Below are 25,189 nucleotides of genomic sequence, written 5' to 3' on the forward strand. Positions count from 1 at the left end.
TTACCCCTCCCCTATCTTTTGTTTCTGGTATATTTAAACCTTATAATAAATTAAATGTAATTTTATTATACTAAATATTCCAAATACATAAAACATAACTTTTTTTAGTTTTAGCAAAATATATTGATTTTTACCTATTTATATGCAAAAAAGTCAACCTTTAAAGGCTGACTTTTTTACTCCATTTATTCTTCTACTTCTTCATATACACTCTTACATTTTTCAAGGAGTGATGTAAAACTCCATTCATTCGTTGTGTATTCACATACACCATTAAGTACCATATAAAGCTCTCCACTTCCAGTTGGAATCAGTTCTAATCTATCTGTTTTTCCATCTTTATAACTTAACGTAATGGTAGCTACCGTCTGCAAATTAAAACTTTCTACCGGCTCTACTTTAGTTGGTGTGAAAGCTATAATCATATTGCCTACTTCTTTAAGCTCTTCACTTGTAAGTTCTTTTCCATCTGGTATAAGATTTAATGTCTCTGACTCCGTTGTAACGCTAATACTTGCTATATCATCACTTGTTCTATTTTCAAACATATTGCGTGTCAGTGTTATAGGTGTAATATCGAGCCAGCTTAAATCACTTTGGTTAACATTATAAATAATCGGCGTCCCTTCTCTCATCATATAATAAGTGTCATTTTGTCTTGTAACGGTTAATCTATAATTTTGCCCATCTGAAAGCTTTATTTCAAGAACAGAAAGAGGAGCATCAAATCCATAATCTTTCATTTTCTGCTCATCTACACGAATCCCTTCAACAGCTGTAGCATAGATACTAAATAGGCCATCTGCCCAAGAAGTTACATCATAAGTTGTAAGATCCTTTGCATACGGTGCTGTCATTTTATAATAAGCTGGAATCACTTCCTCCTCTACTTCTGTTTCTTTAGACTCTGATGTATCTACTGATGCAGCATCAGCTTCTCCATTCTGTGCAGTATCTTCAGGGGCTGCGTCTACATTTTCTCCCTCTTCAGGTTCTTTTTCTGTAACAATTGTTTCTTCTGGTACATAAGTAAGTTTTATTTCAGGTCTTCCTGTATTTTTTAATACCAATTCTTCAATATGTACATCACTTGATTTGGTAGGCAGAATTTGCGTTTCCACAAAATCATAGAGTGTTTGGTCAAAGCTCATAGCAACACTTGTACTAATCAAGTACACTTTATCATTAAAAAGAACATACTGCCCTTGATAAGATGGTGCTTCATTTCCTATAGCTAACTGGTACGCTTTTCCATCTTGCATATCCATTTGAACTTTAATAGCAGGTGATTCTAATCCATATAGAGCTAAATCTAAAGCCTCTTCTGTTTTGATTTCCTGACTCGCTTCAAGATTGATACATGCCTCAACAATGCTATTTACAGCACTAGTAGAAAGGGGCATATTTTCTAGACCTGTTACACTAAAACCTTCTTCTTCACCTTGATTAATAAGTTCTATCTGCTCCGTATCTGTCTCAAGTTTTATTTTACTTACTTGATTCTTTTCCTCTTTTATAAGCTCTATGCTCTCACTTGCTGCAGTCTCTTCTTCTGGTACGCCTTCCCATGTGAGTGCAAAGGCTGCTCCTCCTAGCAGAAGGACTAAAAGAAGCGTACAACCTATTAAAGTCTTAGTCTGTTTACTCATGGTATCTAACTCCTTCTTCGTTTAATCCAAATAGTAATACCTACTGCAAGTACAGCAATTGGAAGTATAATAACAAGCATTACTGTATATAAGAGTACTTGCCCCTGCGTTAAAGTAAAAGAACCCCCTCCTAAAACTTTTGGTGCAATAGAAAATACATTTTCACGATCTGCTACTGTATTAAAGAAAGATAAGAAGTATTCCATGTTAGCAAGTGAACTGCTATTTAAAAACTGCTCGTTTAAAATCATATCAGAACCAAATACACATAGCATAGCATTTACGCCATCTTGATTATAAGTAGATTTAGCTGCAACACTAATTGGCCCTTCCTGAACAATATCCTCTACGGAATTAACATCTTCATCAATAATCCCTGCAGATTCAGAGTAAGCAAGAAGGCTTCCTGTGTTATAGCCCATATTACTTGTAAATAACATCTCTACTGGACGAGCAAATGGCATAGTAAGTGGAATATCTGTATTGGTCATATGCTCTGTAACAAGAAAATCATCTATATCTGCAATACCAAAGTAAGCATTATTACTAATTACTCTATTTTGGTCTGTTTCTGCTACCATAACGCGTGGTACAGATAAGCCCCATTTTTCAAGCCATCCCTCTAATACAGGAAGCTCTGGTTGCTCCGCGGACGCAAAGTATAGCATGGTTTTATTTTTTTCAGATGCTTCCATCATAAAGCTATCCAATTTTTCTATATCTTCTTCTGTATAATCTCTAAGTGGTGCAATAGCAATCAAAATCTCTGTGTCTTCTGGGATAGCCTCAGCCTGAAGCATGATACTATTTACTTCAAAGTTATTTTTCTCAAGTAGATCTTCTAAATTTATATTTTCATTTTCTTCGTGTCCTGTTAAAAAGGTTACTTTTGTTTTCTCTTCACTTGTCACATTCATAATAGCACCTGTCATAGCTTGTTCAGCATTAGAAGACGTAATGCTACCACCATACCAAGACTGTTGAATGTTGAAAAGGTCGTAAGCTGTTAGCTTCTGTGTATTTTCACCACATGCTACTAAAATATCATTAACACTAATACTTAAATCAGCATGCTCAGAAGCATATGTTGGATTAGCCATTAAATCTATGAATTCTAACGTAATATTATCGTTATACTTAGCATACTGCTCTACAACAGTTATAGCCTGCTCATAGTATTCACCACCTCTAGCAAAGCTATCTCGTGTATTCATAACAGTAATCGTAATGTCTTTATCTAAATCACTTATGTATTTAATAGAGTCTTCAGATAGCTCAAAGGCCTTATTAGAGGTTAAATCTATTTTCACTGGATATTTTTCTGTAAAGGCAGAGGCAATAACATTGACAACAATAAGGCATAACACCACAATCAAAGTAATTGCCGTACTCATAATCCCTGTTTTTTTCTGTACAGTTAACTTCTTTTTCATTTCCTCACATCCCTTCCTTAACTCCAACGTCTTTTATCTAGTACTCTAACAGTCAAGAAGATAAAGAGAGCTGCAATAGAGACAAAGAATATGACATCCGCTATATTTAAAAGACCTGTTGTAAAATCTTGATAATGTGTATAGAAAGATAAATAATTGCAAACTTTTTCTATGAGTGGCGTACCTAACATCACACCTACTGAGTCAACCATAGTAAAGAATATACCAAATCCAATAGTCCCAACGGCTGCAATAACTTGACTCTCCGTTAAAACAGATACAAACATCCCTATAGCACAAAGGGCTCCGCCTAGTAAAAACATCCCTATAAAGTGCCCCAAAAATACAGCTAACTCTACAGGTGCTTTCACTGCTACGATACCTAAATATAAAAGGGTAATAGCAAGGGCTAACATAAAAATACTAAGAGCTGCTAAATATTTGCCTGCTACTATACCCGTAAGACTAACAGGCGCTGTCATCAGTCCTTGATCTGTCTTATGTCTCTTTTCCTCACTAAACATTTTCATAGTTAAAAGCGGTGATAAGAAAATGACCATACTAAAAAGTGCATCAAATAAATAACTAAAATCCGCATTACCTCCATAAAGCTGATAGCCAAAGAAATAATACCCTGCTATAGCATAAAAGATAGCTAGAAACACATAGCCTATAGGCGTTACAAAATAAGAACGCATGTCACGCTTATAAATCGCAAACATCTTCCTCTCCCCCTTCTTCTTCATCTAATGTATAGGCATCGTAACTCTTTGTTGTATATTTCATAAATACATCTTCTAAAGTAGGCTGGTTAGATCTTAGTTCCAAAAGCGGTATGTGATTCTGGACCAGCACAAAGGATAAAGTAGCACGTACATCTACCCCTTTTGTCTCTAAGTAATATTCATACACATCTTGCTGGGTTGTCATTTTGTAAGTTACATCTTCTACATTTGGAATCGTTTTAAGTAAGCTTACGATTTGGGTTGGTTTACCCTGAGCTTGCAATGTAATACATTTTTCCGTCTGCTGCGTTTCTATCAGCTTTATAGGTGTATCGTCTGCCACAATCTTGCCCTGATTAATAATAATGATACGGTCACATACAGCCTCTATCTCCTGAAGAATATGAGAAGATAAAATAACCGTTCTTGTCTTCGCTAGTTCATGAATAAGCTTTCTAATCTCTATAATTTGTTTGGGGTCAAGGCCTACTGTAGGTTCATCCAAAATCAAAAGGGGTGGATTACCAATAAGTGCATTAGCTAATCCTACTCTTTGCTTATACCCTTTAGAAAGGTTATGTACAAGTTTATTTTTTACATCTGTAATTTGTACGAGTTCACAAATCTCATTTAGATGTTCCTTCTTATTTAATTTCACTTTTTTTAAGTCATAAGTAAAGCATAAACTTTCCCATACTGTCAGGTCCTGATAAAGAGGTGGAATTTCTGGCAAATACCCTATTTGTTTTTTTACCTTTTCCGGATCTGTTAAAATGTCATGACCATCTACTGTAATTTTCCCTTCGCTACAGGAAAGGTATCCTGTAATCATATTCATAGTGGTGGACTTACCAGCACCATTGGTTCCTAGGAATCCTACAACTTCACCACTGCCTACAGTAAAGCTAATGCGATCTACCGCCAGCTTATTACCGTACTTCTTAGATACTTCTACCACTTCAAGCATCTTATAACCTCCTTTAAATCTGCACTATAGGACTATGTTACATTTTCATCTAAACTTATCCTAGAGCATTCCGGTGGCAACTTTGTGGCAAAAATGTGGCAGCTTATAGGAAGGTAACCCTTTTGGAGATATAGCAAAAGAGACTGATACATACTGTATCAGCCTCTAGTAGCCTCTTGGAAAATGAAGTTTAAAGATAGCGCCCTGTCCCTTAGCATTATGCGCTTCTATATGTCCTCCCATATATTCGATACTTGATTTCACAATAGCAAGTCCTAGCCCTGTCTGCCCTCCCTGACCTTTATAAAACCTTTCAAAGAGATGAAGAAAGTCTTCCGTATCAAATCCTTTGCCATCATCCTCAATGATAAAGCCATCCGAAGTAACTTGTACCAAAATAGAGGATGTGGCATATCTTAAACAGTTAGAAAACAGATTATCAATAACACTTTCAAGTAAGTATTCATCTGCCACAATACGTGTCCTTTTTGCTTGCAATCTAAATAGAATCCCTTTTTGCTCTGCTAAAGGTCTAAAGACTTCTATACGCCCTTTTAAAAAGTCCGTTACTTCAATAGGCTGAAGCTCTATACGCTGCTTCGCATTATCAATACGAGATAGTGTCAGTAGCTGATTAACTAAAGTAGCAAGTTTATCACTTTCTTTTATAATGACCGCCGCTGGATAAGTTGTCTCTTCAAATACACCACACTCAATACCTTCTGCATAGCCTCTTATAGACATAAGAGGTGTTCTTAGCTCATGAGATACATTTTCAAAGAATACTTTCTGCCCTCTATCATAACTTTCAAGACGCATAGCCATCTCATTCATAGCGGTATTTAAATCCTTAATCTCTTGCAAATTACTTACTTCTTGATTCTGTGTAAAATTACTTTCTCCAATAGCTTTAGCCTGATTACATAGATTCTTAATAGGATTTGAAATACGATTTGCTAGATTCCATATAAATGGTAAAATAATGACCGCAATAATCCCTGTTATACCAAAGACAAGCGTAGAGAGTCTACTTAAAAATTTATCTGTATTAGGCACAATACTATAGCCTATTATATACTGCACATTTGCCTTAGGATTATTAGTCTTATGAATACTTCCAATCAAATAGTGTTTATCCTCAATGGTCCGTTTATGAATGCTACCACTCTCTCTAAAGATTTCTGGATTTGCCATGCAGTACTCATAAATTGCCTTTGCACCCTCTTCAAAATGTCCCCCCATAGGATAAATAAGCTCTTCATTTTTATCTAATAGAATAACTCTTGTCTCATTAAGTCCATTTTGTAAAATAGGTTTAATCTCATCAAAAAAAGTTGCTGCTTGAAGCTGCTTGAAGATGAGCTGCTCTTCTTTTGTTCTAGGCGGATATTTCATATATTTCCCAAAAGTATGATCTACAAAAGGCTCTATTGTTTTTAAGAGCATCATTAAATCATACCTAGCTTGCTTTTCCATAAAGATTGAAGAAGTCTTATTAAACACAATATAAGTCAAAATAGGAATGGAAAGTAAAATAATAACAACAGGTAAAAAAATACTTTTTCGTATACTGAGTTTCATTTTATACCTCCTGGCCTATTCTATAACCAAACCCCCATACCGTTTCTATAGAAATGCTACCGTGCTCCTTTAATTTCTTACGTAGTCTTTTTACCACATCATCTGTTGCTCTTGTATCTGTTTCAAAGTCTACCTGCCACAGTTCTTTTAAAAGTTCCACTTTGCTGACCGCACGGTCTTGGTTTTTCACCAAAAAAGCTAGGAAGTCAAACTCCATTGGTGTAAGTGTTACAGCTCGCTCATTAATAATTAAAGTTCGCATTTTCATATTAAGTATAAGTGTGTGATAGGTAAGGACTTCACTTTCCACATGACTTTGTCCCAGCAAAAGCTCATTTCTTCTAAAAAGTGCCTTAACCCTCGCCACCAGTTCTAGGGGAGAGAAGGGTTTAACGAGATAATCATCACTTCCTATGGTAATGCCTGTTACCCTATCAATCTCACTATCTTTGGCTGAAACAATAATAATAGGTACACTACTTTCTTGCCTAATCATGGCACACAAACTTAAACCATCTATTCCTGGCATCATAATATCTAAAATAAGTAAATCTGCCGGATCTATTCTAAAACGATTTAAAAGGTCTACTCCATTTCCAAAACATTTGACCTCAAATCCTTCTTTCTCTAAAAAAGATTGAATGAGCTTACATATATTCGCTTCATCATCTGCTATGTAGATTCTCTTTAGCATTCTATAGTGCCCCTCTCATCTCTATGATCTTGCCTTATTATACCAACTGATTGTGACAAAACTTTGTAAATTCTGTGGCTAAATTATGTACTATTATGCAAAAAGGATGGGTTATAAGAAAAGGCTATTGCTTATGCAATAGCCCTCTAAGGTTGAAGGATGACTTTCACGTCTTCTCCTATTTTAATCGATTCTTCTGTCACCTTGCAGTCGTAAGCAAGGATATGAACACCTTTTGCCGCAGCATGCTCTACTGCTTTGGCAAAAGCCTCATGTGTTACACGATTTGGTGTAAAATACTTAACACCTTTCATTTGAATGATAAAGATAAGATAAGCCCTATATCCTTCTTCCATAGCTTCTATGAGTTCATAAATGTGTTTAACAGCTCTCTCGCTTGGCGCATCAGGGAATCGTACAATACCTTCATCTTCAAGGGTAACCCCTTTGACTTCTACAAAAGCTTTTTCTTGCTTCGTTTCAATGTACGCATCAAATCGAGAGTTTTTATAAGTCTTTTCAGGTTTAAGAAGCGTTACATCTCCTAGTAGACCTGGCAAAGTCACACTTTTTTCTTGAATGGCTTCATAAAATACTTTATTAGGTACTTGAGAATCCATATTTATAAGCCTCTCACCTTTTTGTACTGTAATGAGAGAATATGCTGTTTTACGGTTTGGATTTGGGTCATGTTCTAAATAGACCGTACAGCCAGGTACAAGCAGTTCCTTACAACGTCCTGTATTTTTAACATGCACCTTCACCCGCTTGCCTTCTACCTCACAGTAAGCAATAAAGCGATTAGGCCTTTCTATAAAAGTAGCTTGAATGCTATTTTTATACTGCATCTGCCATCACCGCACCTTCTTTATAAAGCTTTTTACGTTTTACAAGATAGAACCAAATGCTCGCCAGCACTAAACCTTTTAAAATACTACTAATACTAATACTCCACCATACCCCGTTAATACCTAAAATCCCAGGCTGTGATAAGAAATAAGCCATCGGAATACGTGCACCTGTTAATAGAATGCCCACAATAGAAGGAATATAAGTTCTTCCTAGCCCATTAAAAAGACCTGTGATCGTAATCTCAACACACATAAAGAGCTGTGAGTAACCTAAAATTCTAAGATAAACTTCTCCACCTGCAATAGCCTCTGCTTCTGGAATGAAGATAGAAAAGAGTGGTTTACCAAATCCAATAAGAAGTACCGTTGCAAAAACACCTAATATAAGCGCCATACCCATTGTAATGCCAAACCCTTTTTCAATACGGTCATACTTTTTAGCACCATAGTTTTGGCCTGTGAAAGTTCCAAGTGCTGTTGAAAGCCCTCCTGCCGTCATCCATGAAATGGCTTCAATCTGAGAACCTACCTTCTGTACAGCAATTGGTACAGGGCCAAATACAGCAATAATACGTCCAATCACCATTGAGAAAAGTGTAAAGAGTCCACTTTGCACAGCTCCAGGAAAGCCAATAATACAAATAGTTTTGATAGAGTCCCATTTAGGTTTTGTAAATAAATTAATACGTAAGTAGCTTTCTTTTCTTTTAATTAAAACGATGATGAAAGCTACTGTTACAATAATTTGAGCAGCTACGGTTGCTAGGGCCGCACCTAATACACCCATTGGAGCAATAGGACCAAATCCTAATATAAGAAGTGGATCAAAAATCATATTAAAAACAAGCCCTATTGTATTCATAATAAATGGTGTTTTACTATCTCCAAGCCCATTAAAAATGGCTGTAAAAACAGGATTGATAAAGTAAAATACCATACCCAGTGCCATCACAATAAGATACGTTTTAGACATACCTATAATCTCACCATCGCCTAAATTGAAAAAACCAATAAGTGGATTACAAAATGCAATTAGGAATAAGCCATAAAGCACAGCTAAAACAACATTAATCTGAATGGCACTTAAAATATAGGATTTAGTCCCTTCTAGGTCCTTCTCCCCTATACTCTGAGCTACTTTTATTTCTGCTCCAACTTTTGAAATCATAATAAAGGCCATAGCAAGCCATGTAAAGAAGCCTGCTGTTCCAACTGCAGCAACAGCGCTACTGCCAACGCGTCCAATCCAGATCATATCTGTCATGTTATACGCCATTTGTATAAAAGACGTTCCCATAATAGGAATCGCAAGTTTAATGAGCTTTCCTACCATGTGTCCTTGTGTTAAATCAATTCTTTTATCCATATTACTTCCTTTTCTTTCTTAAAATATCAAACTTTATTCATTATACATTTCCCACTCTACACTATTCAATACCTTTCTTTAAAATTTTCTTGTCTAAGCATTAAATAGGAAGTTTATGGTCATACTTGCTTATAAGGAGGTTTGATTATGCAAAAGACACCTATTAAAGAACTTGTCTCCAAGTTTAAAGATACCCATTTTACTTTACGCTTTTGGGATGGAGAGGAAATAGAAGTAGGAACGCCCCCCTCACAGTTCAAAATTATCCTCAATGAACCTATTCATACAATGGAATTTATCAAAAGCTATACCTTAGCCTTTGGTGAAGCTTATATGAATAAAGCCCTTGACATTGAAGGAGATTTATATGAATCCCTTGATGCCATCTTAAAATATAAGAGACATTTTCATACACACTTTCATCTACTACCTCATATTTTTCATACTTCTACTCATGCCAAGACCCAGAAGCAGCAAGTTTCTTCTCACTATGACTTAGGTAATGATTTCTATAAGCTTTGGCTAGATAAAACCATGAGTTATTCCTGTGCTTATTTCAAAAAAGATACAGACACCCTTTATGAAGCGCAAATGAATAAAATCCATCATATACTTAAGAAACTCTACTTAGAAGAAGGTCAGACACTTCTTGACATTGGTTGCGGCTGGGGTAATCTTCTTATTGAAGCGGCCAAATGCTACAAAGTAAAAGGACTTGGCATTACCCTTAGTACTGAGCAGCATGCAGCTTTTAAGTCACGTATCCAAGCTGAAGGCCTTACGGACTTGCTCGATGTGAAGCTTATGGATTACCGTGATCTTATTGATTCCGGCCTTAAGTTTGACCGTATCGTAAGTGTCGGTATGCTAGAGCATGTAGGCCGTAAGGAATACCCTACTTTCTTTAAAGCTGTAGATGCCGTACTTAAGGAGGAAGGCTTGTGCCTCCTTCACTATATTAGCGGACTAACTGAATCTCCAGGAGATGCTTGGATTAAAAAGTATATCTTCCCTGGTGGGGTTATCCCAAGCCTTAGAGAAATTATCACCCTTTCAGCTAACCATCATTTCTATACTTTAGATGTAGAAAGCTTACGTAGACATTATACAAAGACCTTACTTGAGTGGTATAAGAACTTTGAAGCACATCTCCCTGAGATTGAGACTATGTTTGATGAAAAGTTTATCCGTATGTGGCGTATGTATTTATGTTCCTGTGCCGCCTGCTTTAATAATGGGATTGTAGACTTACATCAAATCTTATTCTCTAAGGGCGTTAACAACACGCTTCCTATGACAAGGGAATCTCTTTATAAATGAAAATAGGAAAGTATACTAAAGTAGGTATACTTTCCTATTTTACTTATAACTTAGCTAGCCTTTCTTCCACAAGCCGAATGGCAATCACATCATCTAAATAACCTATTGGGAAGATATAATCAGGTATAATATCTGTTGAAATGACAAAGTATAATAACCCACTCCCTATAATTTGTTTTTTTTCCCTAGATAATGCCTCTTCTTTAAAATGCTTATAAAGGACTTTCAGCCTTTCAATAAGTAGACCTTCTGCACTTAAAGCCTCTATTTTATCTCCTAGCCTTCTATCAATGAGATCTTCTCCTTCATGTGTCAAAGCATATGGCTCATATTTAATAAGTTCTGCCTTAATTTTATCTATTAATAAAGGGTCTTTTTCTAGTCCATAAAACTTAAAAATAGAGTCCATCAAATCTGGGTACTCATCTGATACAGATGCTTTGCTTGTCTCCCGCTCTTCTAAATTCATCTGAAAACCTGCTGCTTCAATAAGTGTATGCATCGATAAATCTAATGCCTGTGATAGTTTCTGCATATGAACAAGTCCTGCCTTTTGCTTGCCATTCACAATTCTTGAAAGTGTTGCCTGGTCCATCTGTACATATTGACTCAGCCTACGCATAGACCAATTTTTTTCTCTTACTCTCTCCCTAATAAGCATTCCCAATTTATTTTCATGGTGGTCATACATCTGCATTCCCCCTCAGTCTCTCTTATTATTTATATATAAGAAGGACTAAAGATTTATGCTTAGAGCTTATGAAATAAACTTTTTATTTGCTCACCTGTTGCAAGATCCTCTTCAAAAGCTGTGGCACTTCCTGCAGCCATACCCATTTTCAGTGCTTCTTTAAAGTCTCCACTTACCTTATAACCAGCAATAAAGCCTGCCACCATAGAGTCTCCTGCTCCTACCGAATTTTTGACTTTACCGTCTATGCCTTCATGCGTAAGAACTGTGCCATCTTCCGTTACAAGTACTGCGCCTAATCCTGCCATAGAAACGAGTACATTACGAGCACCTTTTTCTTGTAACTTTTTAGCATAAGGAATAACCTCTTCATGTGTTTTAAGTTCCATGTCAAAAAGCTCCCCAAGTTCATGATGGTTAGGCTTAATAAGAAATGGCCCATAAGGTAATACATTAAGCAGTAGATCTTTTGTAGCATCTACAATACAAGCTATACCACGGCTACTGAATTTTTTAACCAGCTGCTCATAAGTATCACTTGGTAATGTAGAAGGGATACTCCCTGCTAGAATAAGGAAGTCACCTTCCTTCATACACTCTAGTTGCTGCTCAAGTTCTATAAGATCCTTTACTTCTAAATGAGGTCCCCTTCCATTAATCTCTGTTTCTTCACCACTTTTTAACTTCATATTAATACGGGACATACCTTCTTTAAGCGTAATAAAATTATGTTTCACCTGTGCCTTATCTAACAGACGTATAATCTCCCCACCTGTAAACCCTGCTACAAAACCTAATGCTTCATTTTCTATACCAAGCTGATGTAAAATCAGAGAAACATTAATTCCCTTCCCTCCTACATAAATCTGCTCTTCACTACATCGGTTCATCCCACCAACTTGAAAATCATTGACCCTCACAACATAATCTAATGAAGGATTGAGTGTTATTGTATAAATCATTTTCTTCACCTTTTCTATCTATTTCTTCTTTTTTATTATAGGTTGTCTATCATTAAAGCGCAATTTAAAAGAAGTGATAGTAAACTATCACTTCTTTTATAGTTTTTTATCAATAATAAGCTCTTTAAATTCAAAAGTCACTGATACGCTCACCACAAGGCTATCTTCTTCTCTGTGATAAATCATTAGAACAAGCTTTTCAATCTATTAATCGTTTCAACTTAACCTTTGCTTCAGTATTTTATACGTTAAACTTTTTAGTTATTTTATGCTTACTAATTTTCCTATCCTTTATACGCTTGTTGACGCTTTCACCTAATAAAGTATAGACTACTGAACACATCGGTACCATCATGAGCATACCCAATACACCAAACATACTACCACCTAATGTTACAGCAATGAGTACCCAAATACCTGGAAGGCCTACTGAACTTCCTACAACACGAGGATAAATCAAGTTACCTTCTAACTGCTGAAGCACAAAGAATAAAATAAGAAACCAAATAACTTGAACCGGATTGGTTACAACGATTAAAAAGGCTCCTATAAAGCATCCTAAAAAAGCACCAAAAATAGGAATAAGTGCTGTAAACCCAATAGTCACTGAAATCATCAGTTCATAAGGAAGATTAAAGAGAGACATCGTTACAAAGAACATTCCGCCTAAAATCATAGCCTCTAAGCACTGCCCTGTAAAAAAGTTACTAAATGCTCTACTTGCTATATGGAGTACACGTAATAAATGTTCTACCCTATCCTCTTTAATATAAGCATACATCACTTTTTTAGCTTGCATGCCTAGCTTCTCTTTTTGAAGTAATACATAAATAGCTAAAACAAGACCTAGCACAAAAGTAAATACCCCACTAAAAGTTGCTGAAATTACACTAAAAGTAGAACCTGCAAGAACTGTTGCACCACGTTGAATCCATTCAAAAAGTTTCTTGCCCCATTCTGCCCAGTCAATCGTAATGGTCATTTCACTTTGAAGCTCTGGGAAGTACTGAATGATATCATTTAAGAAATCTTGTACCTGTGTTACAAAACCTGGAATACTTTCTTTAATAATCAAGAAAGTACGTACAAGTTCTGGAATAATAATAACCATAACAAGTACTACAACTGCTACCATAAGAAGCATAGCTAGAACCAAGCTTACAGGACGCTTAAACTTATTGAATCTATTAGGTACGGCTTTTAAAAGTCTATTTTCTATAGCAGCCATAGGAATATTAATAATAAAGGCTATAGCAAGCCCTAGCAGAATAGGTGCAAAAAGTCCTAAGATTTGATTAAACCAATCTGCTACTTCTATATGATTTTGCAGCGCCCAGTAAAATAAAATAATAGCTGCCGCAGTTAAAAATATTTTCTTAAATTGGTCTTTATTAATCTCCATTTTCAACCTCCTCTTTTTAAGTAAACATTATACTATCGTTCATGCTATTTATCAATGTTTTGACAGCATTCTCTTTAAGGTGTAGACCCTTTTTTATAAAACTATTCACTACAACGAAAAAAGGCTGTGCAAATTATGCTTTGCATAGCCTCTTTTACTTTTTCTTAACAAGTTACACTAACACCCGTTTCATACTTTTGATCATCAATAAGAAGTGTCACTTTAAAGTCACCTTTAAGACCTTCTTTACTAATTGGATGCTCTACAGCTCTTTCATCTGTTTCCTGGAATGTTCCTACACACATTGCAAGGAATGGTCTTTTTGTTGTTGGTACAAAATAACGATGTGTAGTTTCTTCACCTTCAAGCATAATCATAACAAGTTGACCTTTTTCAAAACTTGCTTTTAAGATGATGCGGTCTTCTTCTTCACCAATTCTTACTTTATAAGTATCTGGTACCATACCACCGTTTTCTGCTGGTACTTCCGTCATCATTTCTTCTGTAACACCTAATGAACCAAGAAGCTCACCTTTGCCAAATGTTAAAACATCTTCCTCACAGTAAAGTGAAAGTTTTTCTGCACGGTAGAAGTTGCCTGGTAAGTGCATTTCATGCATAATCACATCGTCTTTAATTTCAATAGTGATTGAATTCATCACTAAGCCTTCTTCTTTACCTTCATGCATAACAGGAGGTACGTTACATGTTTCCCCTCTTAAAGTACCTGCTCCACCTGAATGTACCATGTAATGGCCTTCACCATAGTATTCTACGTTAGAAATATAAGTTGAGAAGAAGTCTTTTCCTCTTTCTTTACCAAATTGCCATACTTGTCTAATAGTCATATCTTCTGTATTAATACGGAATCTTACCCCACGAGAGAAGTTCTTATCTGCTGGTACATAGTTTTCTTTTGATTTAGCACGGAAGTGACCATTATCAAATACCATAATATCGCCATCTGGAAGGACAACACAAGCATGTTGTTCATATTGCCAGTCAAATTCATCTCCTACTGGTGTGAAGAAATATTTTTCTACCATTTCAGCTGGCCATCCTTCTGGATCACCAATAATCCAGTTTAAATCACCTGTTTCATAGTCTAAGTTAATGACAGCATCTTGGTGTCTACCTGATAATGTAAGAGAATTTGTCTTTTTATCATACCATACTGCATTATTATGGAACCAGTCATGTGCATCTTGGCTTCCTGAACCGGCTACATTTTGAGGTAATACTTTTTTATAGTCCCAAGATTTTAAGATCTTACCTGTTTCTCTATCAATAAGAACGCACATATCTTCTACTGTGCCTGTTGGAAGATCTTGTGTAAGAACTAAAAGATTGCCATCTTCCATTTCAAATTCATCATGGTGATAACCACTTGGAAGACGGTATTCTTTATAAATTTTACCAATCATGCCCATTTCATAAAGACCAGTTGTATGATAAGGTGGTGCTACAAGGCGATTTGTTCCAAGAAGGATACGCCCATTTTTTATACGTTTTAAGTCAAAGGCAAAGTTTAATGTTCCATACCAGCGTACTTCCCCTTTATAGTCATAAGCTGCTGTCATTGCTTTAGAAGTTGGGCTAACAAAAATAACATTTTCACCTAAGTAACCTGGTGTTGTTTCTAAGTAAGTTGGTAGAAGTACTTTTTCTGGTGCTGCTTCTGTCTGAATGTAAACAGTATGACTTTCACCATTTTCTAAAGTAATCACAACTTCATTGTTATAATCTGCATATAAGCCGTAAATAGGTAATACATGTTCTGTATTTTTTTCAAAAGTAGCAGTTATATCTCCTGCTTTTTCTTTCCCTTTCACAAGTACATTTACCCCTAAAGCTTGTTCTGTTTTAAATAAAATAAGTGCTGTTAAAGGTGCAATACCATATGGATTAAGCTTAATAAATGGTGTACTCAATGTATGGTTTCCATTTTTATATTCTGTTAGAAAAGCTTGTTCTAACGCATATTGCTCTGTAATAATATGATCAAATTTTTTAAAAGTAACTGACATATCCATTTCTCCTTCGCTTGTTAAATGATTAACTTTATTTTACCATTATTGAGCAAATAAGAAATTAACCTATGTTAGGATTAAACTGGAAATTTAAGTACCTACTTTTCATATAGACCCAAAAAACTCTCTTAATGGTATCGCTCTTTAATATTATATTATTAAACGATTAGATAGGATAATTAAAAAGTACATATTAATAAGATTCAATTCCTCTTTTTAATATGTACTTTCATTTTGTATGTTCCTTAATTAATATTTTCTTAATCTTAATGGTTCAATATCATAGAGTTGCTCTCGAATATAATCATGGCATCGTTCTATTACTTTTTCAATATCTTGTGTTAAGTTACCTAATACACGAAGTACAAAGCCATTACATTGTGGTGTTGAAAGTCCGTATCTTACGGGTTTACCTAATTGCTCAATGTACATTCTCATTTCTTTTATCATACTATCTGTTATTCTAGAATCAATAACCATCATAGTTCCAAACTGTGTATATTCCTCTAACATTCCTAATGCCTGCATTGTAGAACTTTTAGGAGTAAGTTTTAGGTAATCAAGTACAACGGGCTGACCATCCATATAAATATGGGTTTTTAACTTGACTTCTTCATACTTAAGTTTTTCACCTGTAGGCGCCCATCCTGAAGTAATGCCATCGATATACACAAGACTTGCATTTTCTGTCATATCAATTCTTGTATCTTGTACATAATAAGCATCTTCATAAGCTATAAGACTATCAGAAATATACTCTAACTGGCTACCTTCTTCTAAATGAATAAAAGTCTTTTGGATAGCTGGTATTTGATTAGGACTTTTAAAAATTTTATTAGGGGATTGTGTTGTTAAGATGACTTTTGCGTCCTTTTCAAGTGTAAACTTATTTTCGTATACATCGCCTGCTACAAATCCTCCTCCTAAACTTAACATAAAATAACAAGGAATATCGCTGGTATCTAAATACATTGCTGGTGATATACGAGAAGCACCCTTTTGCAGAAGCGTCTTGGCACTATAAGAACCCTTTTTGCTTTGCATACCAAGTTCTAAATAGCCTGTTAATCCTTCTTTCATTCTTAATTCAGACCTTCTAATAAACAATTCTTTTGAATCCATTCAATCACTTGGTTAACACCTTCATCTGTCTTTAGATTCGTGAAAATAAATTCTTTTTGTCCTCTAAATGTAATGGTATCTTGTTTCATGACTTCTAGGTTAGCTCCTACATAAGGTGCTAAATCTGTTTTGTTAATGATAAAAAGATCACTTTTTATCATCCCTTGTCCACCTTTTCTAGGAATTTTCTCACCTTGTGCAACGTCAATAATATAAATTGAAAAATCAACAAGATCTGGACTAAATGTAGCTGCTAGATTATCGCCACCACTTTCTAAGAAAATAATATCTAGATCTTGGTGAGTTTTTTTCATCTCATCAATAGCTGCAAAATTCATAGAGGCATCCTCACGAATAGCAGTATGTGGACATCCACCTGTCTCTACCCCTATTACACGATCTTCAGGTAATATGGAGTTTTTAATTAAAAAGTTAGCATCTTCTAGTGTATAAATATCATTTGTAATGACACCTAAACTATACTTTGGATACATCATTCGGCTAAGTCTTTCGATTAATAAAGTTTTTCCTGCTCCAACTGGTCCTCCGACCCCGATTACGATTGGTCTCATCCTATTCCTCCTTACTGATTATGACATAAAAAGTCTAAAGTGTAATGTCTCATGTCTCATTTGCGCAATTTCAAGACCTGGTATAGTCATTCCAAAATCTTCTTCTTCCAAGTTTTTAATTGCTTCATACAGTTCTATTAAAAATTCACTTATATCTCTTAAAATGATCTGCCCGTCTCTTTGTCCCAATGGAATAGCACGTACGCCATTTTGCACTAAACTCGAGACAGTACTAAAGCTATAACTCAGGATAGCATCTTTTTCACTAATACCCATGGTATGTACAGCAATTGCAAAAACAAGTGCTGGATGACCATAAGATACTGCTTGTGCAATACGTTTTTGATAAATTTCTAAAATGGGATTATCATAAAGATCCAAAATCAGCTGTAACATTTGTCGTCCAACTCTTTTTGTACCTTCCCTTGTTTCTCTTGCCATAGTTTGCACTGTAATTAATTGATCTATTTCCCATAACTTCTCTAAGTTCTGGGTACTAAGTGCCTCATAGACAAGTCGTATAGCTAAACCATCTGAATATATAAACTGACCTTTTAAGAAAGCTTTAATATACTCCTCAAAACTTTCTCGATTTGTGATCCACTCATCTCTTAGATAAGTTTCCATACCATAAGAATGACTAAAAGCACCAATTGGAAAATTTGAATCACAAATTTGCAAAAGTTGAAGAAGTTGCCTATTAGTGGCTGTGGTCAACATGTCTAAATGCCTGTTTTAATTTTTTATTTTCTCTTGTATAGCTTAAGTTTTCTTCTTTAAGAAGTCGTTCTATTAAATAATCATATTGCACAATCATACTATCTTCTTCAAATTGAGCAGGTAAATGTCTATTACCTAACATATGTGCAACAATCCCCATTTGCATCATATCAACTGGGCGAATCACTAACACATCATCAGCTTTAACACTAATGACGATAAGATTGTTACCATCCTCGTGTAAAATATCACCATCTCTTAATACACTATTAGGAGATAAGCTAATCCCAAGCTCTGTACCATGGTCCGTTTTCACACGTTGAATTCTCTTAAGTAATCCATCACTCTCTAAAATAACTTTTTCTATATGAAATGCTTGAATATCTTGTTTATCTTCTATATTACCAATTACTTTCTCTATAATCATAATGTGCTCCTTTATCTAGCGTATTGTTTATCTCTTTAGAATAAGAAGTACCTTTGAGCCATTGGTACTTCATCTACTGGCTCGCAAGTTATCAATTCACCATTAACTTTTACTTCATAAGTTTGTGGATCAACTGTAAGTTCTGGTGTTGCATCATTTAATTTCATATCTTTCTTCGTTACATTACGAATGCCTTTTACTGGAAGAACAACTTTCTCTAAGCCAAGTTTTTCTTTAATACCATCCTCATAAGCTGCTTGAGATACGAAAGTAATATTACATGCTTTCTTAGCTTTCCCATAAGATGCAAACATTTCTGTATACTGTTGTGGCTGTGGTGTTGGAATAGAAGCATTGACATCCCCTACCCAACCATTCGCTACCATACCACTCTTAAGAATCATATTAGCTTTTACACCAAAGAAGGCTGGGTGCCAAATCACAAGGTCTGCGATTTTACCTACTTCAATGGAACCTACATAATCACTAATCCCATGAGCAATAGCAGGATTAATCGTATATTTGGCTACATAACGTTTTACTCTATTATTATCTCCATATTCATGATCGCCTTCAAGGCATCCTCTTTGAATCTTCATCTTATGTGCTGTTTGCCATGTTCTTGTAATAACTTCACCTACACGGCCCATAGCTTGTGAGTCTGAGCTCATCATGCTAAATACACCTAAGTCTTGTAAAATATCTTCTGCTGCTATTGTTTCTTTTCTAATTCTAGAATCTGCAAAAGCAACGTCTTCTGGTACATTTGGACTTAAGTGATGACATACCATAAGCATATCTAAATGTTCTTCAATAGTATTTACTGTATAAGGTTTTGTTGGGTTTGTAGAGGCTGGAAGAACATTCATTTGTGAGGCCATTTTTATAATATCTGGTGCATGTCCACCCCCTGCACCTTCTGTATGGAATGTATGAATGACTCTACCTTTGATCGCATCAATAGTATCTTCTACAAATCCAAATTCATTAAGTGTATCTGTATGGATGGCAACTTGGATATCCATTTCATCTGCAACTTGTAAAGAATAATCAATTGCTGAACGTGTTGCTCCCCAGTCTTCATGGATTTTAAGCCCTACGGCACCAGCTTTAATCTGTTCTTCATTTGGTGCCTTTGCTGCACCACTGCCTTTTCCAAGAAGTCCAATATTCATAGGAATATCCTCTACAGCTTGAAGCATACGATGAATATGCCATGTCCCTGGCGTACATGTGGTTGCTTTACTTCCTTCTGCAAGCCCAGTACCACCACCAATCATAGTTGTTATACCGGATACAAGTGCTTCTTCACATTGTTTTGGATTGATAAAGTGAACATGTGTATCAATACCACCTGCAGTGACAATTAATCCTTCACCTGCTATGATTTCTGTTCCAACACCAATAATAAAATCGACACCATCCATAATGAGTGGATTACCTGACTTACCAATCCCTGCAATTTTACCATCACGGATACCTATATCTGCTTTATAAATACCTGTATAATCTAGGATAATTGCATTAACAATAACAAGGTCCATTACTAATGGATTTTCTCTTGTTTCTAATGAATTTTGCCCCATTCCATCACGAACAGATTTACCACCACCAAATTTCATCTCTTCGCCATAGATAGTCTTATCATCTTCTATTTGGATAAATAGTTCTGTATCCGCAAGTCGTATACTATCCCCAGTTGTAGGCCCAAACATATCGGCATATTGTCTTCTTCCTATTTCAAAACTCACTTTATTTATCCTCCTTGGTTAATGGCCCATCAATTTGATTGTTTAATCCATAAACTTCTCTTTTTCCTGCTAAGTCAATTAAAGAGACTTGCTTTTCATTCCCTGGCTCAAATCTTACTGCTGTTCCTGCTGGAATATCAAGTCTTTTACCATAAGCCTGCTGTCTATCAAATTCAAGTGCTTGATTCACTTCATAAAAATGAAAATGTGAACCTACTTGAATGGGTCTATCACCACGATTCACAACAATTATATTTGTACTTTCTTTATCTTTATTACATATAATAGGTTCTTTACGTAAAATATATTCTCCTGGTATCATGTGTATTTCTCCTTATGCAATTGGGTTGTGTATCGTTACAAGCTTTGTACCATCTGGAAAAGTTGCTTCTACTTGTACTTCATCTATTAATTCTTTAATGCCATCCATGACATCATCTTGTGTAAGGATTTGTCTACCCTCGTTCATGAGCATTGTAACACTTTTGCCTTCTCTTGCACCTTCCATAATTTCATCAGTAATTAATGCAACAGCTTCTGGATAGTTTAATTTAATTCCTTTAGCTTTTCTTCTTCTTGCTACTTCTGCAGCAACTACAATGAGTAATTTTTCTTTGTCTCTTGGTGATAATCTCATTTTTTCACTCCTATATATTTGAGTTATATCATTAAATAATCTATTAAATAGTTTAGTATACAATCTAAAACTTAACAAGTATTTTTACTTTAAATTTATCCAATATTTGACATAAAAGACACTTGTATCTTCTTATTAATTGGATTTATACCTACATAGGCATTTACCCCAAATATTTCTTTTAATAATGCTACCGTAATCACCTCTTCTGGAGAACCCACTTTAATGATTTTTCCTTTGTGTATCACAATAAGATAATCGCAATACATTGCTGCTAAGTTAATATCATGTATGGCAGCTAAAGTGGTCATTTTAAGGTTTTTTACTAAATCCATAAGTTGAATCTGATACCCTATATCCAAGTGATTGGTCGGTTCATCTAGTATTAAAAAATCAGCATTTTGGACTAAAGCACGTGCAATTAAAGCACGCTGTTTTTCCCCTCCGGATAGCTTGGAGAATGTCCGATTCATATCATTTTCTAATCCTACCTTTTGTAACGTTTGTCTGACTATTTGCAGATCCTCTTTAGAATAGTCTTCAAAAATTGATTTATAGGGATACCTCCCCATTTTTACAATTTGTTCTACTGTAAAGTCAAAGTAGGTGTTGCTCTCTTGTGCTAAGACTGCTATTTTTTGTGCACATTCTTTCTCTTTTAGTTTACTTAATACCCTCTCATCTAATATAATCTTGCCACTAGATGGTTTATACACTCTGTATATATTTTTGAGTAATGTAGATTTACCAGATCCATTAGGTCCTATAATACCTACAAATGCTCCGTTTTTTATATCAAAAGAAATATCTTTAAGTATTTCTTCATTATCAATACTAAATTTTAGATTGTTAATTTGAAGTTTTAACATGTCTCATTTCCTCCAAATGAATAATTTTTTTTGGAAATAAGATATAAGAAAAAAGGCCCTCCTACCAAAGCTGTAATAATGCCTATGGGTAGTTCTAGCGGTGGGAACAAGCCTCTAGCCATAACATCTGATCCTATTAAGAATATTGCTCCTATTAATGATGACAATAAAATAAGTTTTTTATGATCACTTCCAACTAAAGTCCTACATATGTGAGGGACTACAAGTCCTATAAAGCCTATTGATCCTGTAACAGCAATCAATGCAGATGTTAATAGTGTTGTTAATAGTAGAAGCAATACCTTAATCCATTTAACGTTAATCCCAAGTATAATAGCACTCGTATCGCCTACTAACAAAATATCCAGTGACTTAGAAAGGAAAAATGTAATGATCATAACTATACAAAATATTATAAATGGAAATAATAAAATCTCCCACTTTGCACCACCTAAACTGCCCACTGTCCAAAAAAGTGCTGTTTTAGCTTGATTGGTATTTGGGGATGCATAAATGAGCAAATTGGTAAGTGCAGAAAAAATAGTAGAGATAGCCATTCCCGATAAGACAAGACGTGTTGTAGAAGATGTTCTTCCTAGTTGAGTCCCTATAGCAAAAACAAGTATACCCGTTAAAATAGCACCTAAAAATGCTCCCATTGTAATGCTTGTTATACCTACAGACGACATACTCCCTAAAACAATGACTGCAACAGCACCACAAGATGCTCCCGAAGAAAGTCCTAATACATAAGGTTCAGCTATTGGATTTTTAGTGACACACTGCATCAAGATCCCACATAGGGCTAGTCCTGCACCACAAAGCGCTCCTAATAAGACTCTTGGTAAGCGTATTTCCCATATAATTGCCATAACCATTGCATCACTTGTATCTTTATACATTAATCCATTAGTCAGTTTATAAATGATTGCCTTATAAACTTCTCTAGGAGCAATATAGGTGCTTCCTATAGCCACCGCTATTACTATTGAAAGGATTAAGAGTACGATTAATACACTCACCCCCAACAAAAAATTCCTCTTTGTCCAATGTCTTATTTTATTTTTTATCATTATTCTGCCTTACTTTCTTCAATATTAGGCGCTTCATAAAAATCGTGATACATTTGTTCAATCAACATAGGATTTCTAATTCCAGGTGATAAGTCTGCTAATCTAACAACGTATAATCTATTATTTTTAATAGCCTCTACATCCTTTAATGCTGGATGTTTTTTTAAAAAACTTATTTTGCTATCTGCGCTATCTCCTGCCATGAACTCTGTTATCAATATAACTTCTGGATTTCTAGCTACTACACTTTCCCAAGAAACATTAACGTAAGGTCTATTAACATCATTGGCAAATACATTACTGCCCCCTGCAAGTTCTATTAAGTTGTTTGCAAGTCCCGTACCAACTACCATAGCATCATTTTGTCCTGAATCATAAACCATCACTTTGACACGTTCTTCTTCTTTAATAGAACCGACCCTATCCGTCACGCTTTTTATATCCTTTTTCATTTGCTGTATGACTTCGTCTGCACGATCTTGTACATTAAACAATTTACCTAAAAGCTCAAAGTCTTCATATACTGTTTCGACAGTAGCATCCCCCTCATAGGATTTAGCCATAAAAGGAACAATATCTTTTGCAATGAGTTCATCAGGTAAACCTGTTGTTTGTTCGCTAATAGATGAGTCCCATCCACTTACAAAGTCTGGATTACTTGCAATAAAAGCTTCCTTAGAGATAGCATGTCCTTCGCCAACTTCAAGTACAGGAATTTGACTATAGGCTTCTTCAAATTCAGGTAATATAGGATTATCTAGTAGAGCAGTTGCTACTATTTGGTCTTCTAGCCCTAATGCTAATAACATCTCTGTCATAAATTGTGATAACGTAACAGCTCTTTTTCTTGGGGAGTTGGCTACTATATCATAAGTACCTCCCGCTCCTGAATAAGTAAAGCTGACTGGTTGAAAATACTCTTTTTTACTCTCTTCTTGTATTTGTGGTGTAACATTTTGCTGATTCATACTACACCCTACCAAAGTGCTTGCTATTCCAGCCATCAGGATTATTAAAGTATTTTTTTTGCTAAACTTTTTCATTCAAATCTTTCCTTTACATATCTTTTCTTATTCAGTATATCGGATGAAAATGTATTTTTCTACCTATTTTTATGTTATCTTTAGGTAAATTATCAATTCTAATTATAGGGTCGTAATATATATTAATATCAACCAATTTAATCTTATTATACTCTTCAATAAAATACTTATATTTTATTCTTATTGTCTCTTCCAATCCTATTAAAGCAGTTATCAAACATACAAAAATCCTCCTAATATATGGTATACCATTCAACCAATCAATTAGAAGGATTTATAGTTTTTATTTAAAGAAATTTATAGGTTTTACTCTAGAAAATTCCACAATCAATGCTTCAAAAGAGTTTATAGATCATACTTTAAAATGTTAGTTGGTGTCACTATTGCTCATAAATCTAGCATTCCCAATACTTTAACTTACTTGCATCTCAAGTCTTAATCTATCAGCAATAAGTGCAATGAACTCGCTATTAGTAGGCTTTCCCTTACCATTGTTTACAGTATAACCAAAGAGTTTATCAATAGTATCCATTTTTCCACGGCTCCATGCTACTTCAATAGCATGACGAATAGCACGTTCTACACGACTTGGTGTTGTATTATAATTTTTAGCAATGGATGGATAAAGTTGTTTGGTAATAGAATTTAAAATATCCATATCATTAATAGCCATAATAATCGCATCTCTTAAATATTGATAACCTTTAATATGTGCTGGAATACCAATCTCATGAATAACACTTGTCACTTCTGTTTCAAGGCTATGTTGAGTGACAACTGGCCTTTGCGCCTTCATACCCATGCTACTATTATTATTTGTAGATAAAATAGCTGAACTTGAGGCAGATGTTGTCATTGTGTCTGCTTTAGTTTGAATAGAACCACCTGTCATAGCTTTAAGCTGTCTAATACGCATTGTAAGCGTATCCATATCAAATGGTTTCACAATATAATATGCTGCCCCTAAGCCTAATGCACGTTCTGTAATTTTATCTTGTCCCACTGCGGAAAGCATCACAACCAGTGGTTTATTAATGTTATTCATCAATTGAATGTTTTCTAAAACACCAATTCCATCTAAATATGGCATAATTACATCTAAAATAAGCACATCTGGCTCACAACTTTTTACCAGTTCACATGCTTCAACTCCATTAGCCGCACACCCTACTACTTCCATATCTTCTTGTTTGTTCAAAAATTCTCTTAAAATCTGACTGAAATCTTTATTGTCATCAGCCAATACGATTTTTATTTTTGTTTCCTGCAAAACGACTCCCCCTACCTGTATAAACTCCAATATT

The 25,189-nt window shown here is 35.1% G+C and carries 24 protein-coding genes; 1 reads left to right on the forward strand and 23 read right to left on the reverse strand.

Annotated elements, in window-relative coordinates; genetic code table 11:
- Nucleotides 1–185 precede the first annotated feature (185 nt).
- From ACLTBU_RS01455 to ACLTBU_RS01490, 8 genes are all read right to left on the reverse strand, one after another.
- Entirely contained in the window at nt 186–1,649 is a 1,464-nt protein-coding gene (locus tag ACLTBU_RS01455; protein WP_412217164.1) for a DUF4340 domain-containing protein, read from the reverse strand.
- Nucleotides 1,650–1,654: 5 nt separating this feature from the next.
- A complete protein-coding gene (locus ACLTBU_RS01460) occupies nt 1,655–3,082 on the reverse strand; it encodes a Gldg family protein (RefSeq protein WP_412217165.1) in 1,428 nt (475 codons plus the stop codon).
- A 17-nt stretch (nt 3,083–3,099) separates the two neighbouring features.
- A complete protein-coding gene (locus tag ACLTBU_RS01465; protein WP_249332408.1) occupies nt 3,100–3,804 on the reverse strand; it encodes an ABC transporter permease in 705 nt (234 codons plus the stop codon).
- Nucleotides 3,788–4,774, reverse strand: coding sequence for an ABC transporter ATP-binding protein (locus tag ACLTBU_RS01470; RefSeq protein ID WP_412217168.1), 987 nt, complete (start codon nt 4,772–4,774; stop codon nt 3,788–3,790). The genes ACLTBU_RS01465 and ACLTBU_RS01470 overlap by 17 nt, the downstream gene beginning before the upstream one ends.
- A 165-nt stretch (nt 4,775–4,939) precedes the next feature.
- Entirely contained in the window at nt 4,940–6,355 is a 1,416-nt protein-coding gene (locus ACLTBU_RS01475; protein WP_412217169.1) for an ATP-binding protein, read from the reverse strand.
- A gap of 1 nt (nt 6,356) precedes the next feature.
- Nucleotides 6,357–7,049, reverse strand: a complete 693-nt coding sequence (locus tag ACLTBU_RS01480; RefSeq protein WP_177669516.1) for a response regulator transcription factor — start codon at nt 7,047–7,049, stop codon at nt 6,357–6,359.
- A gap of 146 nt (nt 7,050–7,195) precedes the next feature.
- Nucleotides 7,196–7,897, reverse strand: coding sequence for a DNA/RNA nuclease SfsA (sfsA, locus tag ACLTBU_RS01485; RefSeq protein WP_177669514.1), 702 nt, complete (start codon nt 7,895–7,897; stop codon nt 7,196–7,198).
- Complete coding sequence (locus ACLTBU_RS01490; RefSeq protein ID WP_177669512.1) at nt 7,887–9,266, reverse strand: MATE family efflux transporter; 1,380 nt, start codon at nt 9,264–9,266, stop codon at nt 7,887–7,889. The genes sfsA and ACLTBU_RS01490 overlap by 11 nt, the downstream gene beginning before the upstream one ends.
- Nucleotides 9,267–9,413: 147 nt before the next feature.
- Here ACLTBU_RS01490 and ACLTBU_RS01495 point away from each other — a divergent pair, with 147 nt between their 5' ends.
- Nucleotides 9,414–10,586 carry a class I SAM-dependent methyltransferase gene (locus tag ACLTBU_RS01495; protein ID WP_412217171.1) on the forward strand — a complete coding sequence of 391 codons (1,173 nt, stop codon included), beginning with the start codon at nt 9,414–9,416 and terminating at the stop codon, nt 10,584–10,586.
- Between the two features lie 43 nt (nt 10,587–10,629).
- On the opposite strand, the gene ACLTBU_RS01500 is transcribed toward ACLTBU_RS01495, so the two are convergent.
- From ACLTBU_RS01500 to spo0A, 15 genes are all read right to left on the reverse strand, one after another.
- Nucleotides 10,630–11,277 carry a DUF1232 domain-containing protein gene (locus ACLTBU_RS01500; protein ID WP_412217172.1) on the reverse strand — a complete coding sequence of 216 codons (648 nt, stop codon included), beginning with the start codon at nt 11,275–11,277 and terminating at the stop codon, nt 10,630–10,632.
- A gap of 59 nt (nt 11,278–11,336) precedes the next feature.
- Complete coding sequence (pfkB, locus tag ACLTBU_RS01505) at nt 11,337–12,239, reverse strand: 1-phosphofructokinase (RefSeq protein WP_320650958.1); 903 nt, start codon at nt 12,237–12,239, stop codon at nt 11,337–11,339.
- A gap of 241 nt (nt 12,240–12,480) precedes the next feature.
- Nucleotides 12,481–13,641, reverse strand: coding sequence for an AI-2E family transporter (locus tag ACLTBU_RS01510; protein ID WP_177669505.1), 1,161 nt, complete (start codon nt 13,639–13,641; stop codon nt 12,481–12,483).
- Between the two features lie 164 nt (nt 13,642–13,805).
- Complete coding sequence (locus ACLTBU_RS01515) at nt 13,806–15,668, reverse strand: aryl-sulfate sulfotransferase (RefSeq protein WP_249332401.1); 1,863 nt, start codon at nt 15,666–15,668, stop codon at nt 13,806–13,808.
- Nucleotides 15,669–15,920: 252 nt separating this feature from the next.
- Entirely contained in the window at nt 15,921–16,751 is an 831-nt protein-coding gene (locus ACLTBU_RS01520) for an urease accessory protein UreD (RefSeq protein WP_412217173.1), read from the reverse strand.
- A 2-nt stretch (nt 16,752–16,753) separates the two neighbouring features.
- Nucleotides 16,754–17,365, reverse strand: coding sequence for an urease accessory protein UreG (gene ureG, locus ACLTBU_RS01525; protein WP_177669499.1), 612 nt, complete (start codon nt 17,363–17,365; stop codon nt 16,754–16,756).
- 18 nt (nt 17,366–17,383) lie between these two features.
- The gene (locus ACLTBU_RS01530; protein WP_177669497.1) at nt 17,384–18,085 is read right to left on the reverse strand and encodes an urease accessory protein UreF; all 702 of its coding nucleotides are present in this window, start codon (nt 18,083–18,085) and stop codon (nt 17,384–17,386) included.
- Nucleotides 18,066–18,512 (reverse strand): urease accessory protein UreE, encoded by a 447-nt coding sequence (locus ACLTBU_RS01535; RefSeq protein ID WP_177669495.1) that lies wholly within the window; start codon nt 18,510–18,512, stop codon nt 18,066–18,068. Before ACLTBU_RS01535 ends, ACLTBU_RS01530 begins: the two co-directional genes overlap by 20 nt.
- Nucleotides 18,513–18,547: 35 nt before the next feature.
- Nucleotides 18,548–20,263 (reverse strand): urease subunit alpha, encoded by a 1,716-nt coding sequence (ureC, locus tag ACLTBU_RS01540; RefSeq protein WP_177669493.1) that lies wholly within the window; start codon nt 20,261–20,263, stop codon nt 18,548–18,550.
- Nucleotide 20,264: 1 nt separating this feature from the next.
- On the reverse strand, nt 20,265–20,585 hold the full coding sequence (locus tag ACLTBU_RS01545; RefSeq protein WP_177669491.1) for an urease subunit beta: 321 nt from the start codon (nt 20,583–20,585) through the stop codon (nt 20,265–20,267).
- Nucleotides 20,586–20,597: 12 nt separating this feature from the next.
- Nucleotides 20,598–20,900 carry an urease subunit gamma gene (locus ACLTBU_RS01550; RefSeq protein WP_177669489.1) on the reverse strand — a complete coding sequence of 101 codons (303 nt, stop codon included), beginning with the start codon at nt 20,898–20,900 and terminating at the stop codon, nt 20,598–20,600.
- A gap of 95 nt (nt 20,901–20,995) precedes the next feature.
- Nucleotides 20,996–21,769: an ABC transporter ATP-binding protein gene (locus ACLTBU_RS01555; RefSeq protein WP_177669488.1), complete on the reverse strand. Its 774-nt coding sequence runs from the start codon at nt 21,767–21,769 to the stop codon at nt 20,996–20,998.
- A complete protein-coding gene (locus ACLTBU_RS01560; RefSeq protein ID WP_320650649.1) occupies nt 21,763–22,791 on the reverse strand; it encodes an iron ABC transporter permease in 1,029 nt (342 codons plus the stop codon). Before ACLTBU_RS01560 ends, ACLTBU_RS01555 begins: the two co-directional genes overlap by 7 nt.
- 50 nt (nt 22,792–22,841) lie before the next feature.
- Nucleotides 22,842–23,810, reverse strand: coding sequence for an ABC transporter substrate-binding protein (locus ACLTBU_RS01565; RefSeq protein ID WP_249332399.1), 969 nt, complete (start codon nt 23,808–23,810; stop codon nt 22,842–22,844).
- Nucleotides 23,811–24,297: 487 nt separating this feature from the next.
- Complete coding sequence (spo0A, locus tag ACLTBU_RS01570) at nt 24,298–25,155, reverse strand: sporulation transcription factor Spo0A (protein ID WP_177669482.1); 858 nt, start codon at nt 25,153–25,155, stop codon at nt 24,298–24,300.
- Nucleotides 25,156–25,189 lie beyond the last annotated feature (34 nt).

Source organism: Zhenhengia sp. (assembly GCF_046966505.1).
In the GTDB taxonomy this organism is placed as follows: Bacteria; Bacillota; Clostridia; order Lachnospirales; family Cellulosilyticaceae; genus Zhenhengia; species Zhenhengia yiwuensis.

Bases quoted from the DNA above. Each gene is read 5' to 3' on its own strand.
- ACLTBU_RS01455 (WP_412217164.1), bottom strand. From the start codon at position 1,649: ATGAGTAAACAGACTAAGACTTTAATAGGTTGTACGCTTCTTTTAGTC.
- ACLTBU_RS01460 (WP_412217165.1), bottom strand. From the start codon at position 3,082: ATGAAAAAGAAGTTAACTGTACAGAAAAAAACAGGGATTATGAGTACG.
- ACLTBU_RS01465 (WP_249332408.1), bottom strand. From the start codon at position 3,804: ATGTTTGCGATTTATAAGCGTGACATGCGTTCTTATTTTGTAACGCCT.
- ACLTBU_RS01470 (WP_412217168.1), bottom strand. From the start codon at position 4,774: ATGCTTGAAGTGGTAGAAGTATCTAAGAAGTACGGTAATAAGCTGGCG.
- ACLTBU_RS01475 (WP_412217169.1), bottom strand. From the start codon at position 6,355: ATGAAACTCAGTATACGAAAAAGTATTTTTTTACCTGTTGTTATTATT.
- ACLTBU_RS01480 (WP_177669516.1), bottom strand. From the start codon at position 7,049: ATGCTAAAGAGAATCTACATAGCAGATGATGAAGCGAATATATGTAAG.
- sfsA (WP_177669514.1), bottom strand. From the start codon at position 7,897: ATGCAGTATAAAAATAGCATTCAAGCTACTTTTATAGAAAGGCCTAAT.
- ACLTBU_RS01490 (WP_177669512.1), bottom strand. From the start codon at position 9,266: ATGGATAAAAGAATTGATTTAACACAAGGACACATGGTAGGAAAGCTC.
- ACLTBU_RS01495 (WP_412217171.1), top strand. From the start codon at position 9,414: ATGCAAAAGACACCTATTAAAGAACTTGTCTCCAAGTTTAAAGATACC.
- ACLTBU_RS01500 (WP_412217172.1), bottom strand. From the start codon at position 11,277: ATGTATGACCACCATGAAAATAAATTGGGAATGCTTATTAGGGAGAGA.
- pfkB (WP_320650958.1), bottom strand. From the start codon at position 12,239: ATGATTTATACAATAACACTCAATCCTTCATTAGATTATGTTGTGAGG.
- ACLTBU_RS01510 (WP_177669505.1), bottom strand. From the start codon at position 13,641: ATGGAGATTAATAAAGACCAATTTAAGAAAATATTTTTAACTGCGGCA.
- ACLTBU_RS01515 (WP_249332401.1), bottom strand. From the start codon at position 15,668: ATGTCAGTTACTTTTAAAAAATTTGATCATATTATTACAGAGCAATAT.
- ACLTBU_RS01520 (WP_412217173.1), bottom strand. From the start codon at position 16,751: ATGAAAGAAGGATTAACAGGCTATTTAGAACTTGGTATGCAAAGCAAA.
- ureG (WP_177669499.1), bottom strand. From the start codon at position 17,365: ATGAGACCAATCGTAATCGGGGTCGGAGGACCAGTTGGAGCAGGAAAA.
- ACLTBU_RS01530 (WP_177669497.1), bottom strand. From the start codon at position 18,085: ATGTTGACCACAGCCACTAATAGGCAACTTCTTCAACTTTTGCAAATT.
- ACLTBU_RS01535 (WP_177669495.1), bottom strand. From the start codon at position 18,512: ATGATTATAGAGAAAGTAATTGGTAATATAGAAGATAAACAAGATATT.
- ACLTBU_RS01545 (WP_177669491.1), bottom strand. From the start codon at position 20,585: ATGATACCAGGAGAATATATTTTACGTAAAGAACCTATTATATGTAAT.
- ACLTBU_RS01550 (WP_177669489.1), bottom strand. From the start codon at position 20,900: ATGAGATTATCACCAAGAGACAAAGAAAAATTACTCATTGTAGTTGCT.
- ACLTBU_RS01555 (WP_177669488.1), bottom strand. From the start codon at position 21,769: ATGTTAAAACTTCAAATTAACAATCTAAAATTTAGTATTGATAATGAA.
- ACLTBU_RS01565 (WP_249332399.1), bottom strand. From the start codon at position 23,810: ATGAATCAGCAAAATGTTACACCACAAATACAAGAAGAGAGTAAAAAA.